Below are 1,764 nucleotides of genomic sequence, written 5' to 3' on the forward strand. Positions count from 1 at the left end.
GGCACCAGAGGAAACCGTACAGGAGGGTTTTGTCGCCGAGTTCGCTGCGAAGATTCCCAACACGCACGGTGCTCCGAAAAGGATCGCCGTCGGGTGATTATCTTGTTCGCACTCGAACGTGTTTTGAGGCGGGGGCGATGCTAATGCCCAATCGGAAAGGACCTGCCTTGCCCCGGCTCTACGTCGTCAAGTTTCTGACGCGGGTTCTCGTTCAGGCTGCGCTCGTCGTTCTTCTCATCGAAGCGATCTTCATGACCGAGAAGCTGAACGATGTCCTGCGTTCCGCGTTGGCTCAGAACGCGAGCTTTGAAACGATATTTGCGCTTTTATTCCTGCGCGCGCCCGAAGTATTCGGGTTGGCCATTCCGCTCGCGCTCTTGGTTGCGGTTTACCGGGTCACACTGCGGTTTCGAGAGGATCGGGAGCTTCTCATTTTATCGGGAATGGGAATCGGCTCGTACAAGTTTCTTTGGTTAGCTGTAGGCATCGGTCTGGCGGCGCAAATTTTGTCGCTTGTCATTTCGGGCATCGTCTCGCCGGCTGCGGTATTCGCTCAGCGACAACTGCTTTTTGACTCCCACTACGTGGCTTTGCGGGGCGGAATTTCGGCAGGACAATTTTATGGTTTCGGCCAGTACACGGTATTTGCCCGCCCAAATACGAAATCAGATACCCGCCGTCTTTTCCTGCACCGGGCCGTAGGTGACGACGAGCAGGCGGTCATCGCCAAGCAGGCATCGCTTGAAGGGCCACGCGACGACGGCACGATGACGCTTCATCTGCAGGACTTCACTTCAACGTGGTTTGCTTCGATTGCAAAACCCGCCGAGGTTGAAGCAGCGGCTTCAGAGCATTGTGCGAAATGCTCAGGGATTACCTCGTTTGAGCCTGTCTCAAGCACCCAGGTCGGTAATCTGACTCAGGAACTGGAAGTCAACGAACTGTTCGCGTTCGATCCTCGCGGCTCGCATCCGTCGGAACGCACTTTCCTGGATCTTGTAGGCATGGGGGCGGCGGCCGTGCGCCCTGGTCCAAATGATGCGTACGAGCTTGGACGCCGAATCAGCCGGAGCCTGCTTTGCCTGCTGGCGCCACTGATCGCTGGAATAGCGATTGTGTTCACAAATCGGACCACACACGTTGCCGCACTTCCCGTGGCCTGCGCTCTTTTGATGTGCGTCGATCTTTTGTTTGGCGTGCTCGTCGAGCAGACCGCCGGTTTCGGGCTTCTGACTGGAATCCTTTCCCCGATCATCGCGTCGCTTGCCATTTTGGCGGTTAGCGCAAAGTGGCTGTTGCTTGCACAAAATGCTCTAGTCAAGCCCGGCTTATCGCGCGCATGAGCGCCGTTCTCGAACGGTTGCGTGGAAGCGTGGTGCGGCCACGCCGCAACGCGCGGCTGGCGTTTTTTGGATTGTACACCCGATATACGTTTCAGGTTTATGTGCAGCATATCTTTGTTGTGCTTGCCGGATTGCTGATCGCGGCTCTGACCATTGACGTATCCACGCAGGTCCGTGAACTGCTCGCTGCGTCGCCTGTCGCGACCGGCTTCGACATTCCGCTGCGGCTGGCGTGGTATGCCCTGCTCAGGTCCACCGATATAGCAACGCGCCTGCTGCCGATCGGATGCTTCCTGGGCGTGCTTTCGGCAGAAGTTGCGATGACGGTGGGGCGAGAGCGCCTCATGATTTCGAACACCGGCCGCTCGCCCTTCCAGTGTGTCGTTCCCGCAGTGCTGCTGGGAATTATGTTCGGAGGTGT

Annotated in this window: 2 protein-coding genes; both read left to right on the forward strand. The window is 57.5% G+C overall.

Translation table 11 applies throughout. The annotated features are described in order from the left end of the window. Window positions 1-167: 167 nt before the first annotated feature. On the forward strand, window positions 168-1,343 hold the full coding sequence (locus ACP7AL_RS25490; RefSeq protein WP_425995460.1) for an LptF/LptG family permease: 1,176 nt from the start codon (window positions 168-170) through the stop codon (window positions 1,341-1,343). Then, window positions 1,340-1,764, forward strand: a 425-nt coding sequence (locus tag ACP7AL_RS25495; protein ID WP_425995462.1) for a hypothetical protein, incomplete at its 3' end; no start/stop codon positions are given. The genes ACP7AL_RS25490 and ACP7AL_RS25495, both read left to right, overlap by 4 nt.

It is taken from the genome of Afipia sp. DC4300-2b1 (assembly GCF_049895725.1).
GTDB classification, from domain to species: Bacteria; Pseudomonadota; Alphaproteobacteria; order Rhizobiales; family Xanthobacteraceae; genus Afipia; species Afipia broomeae.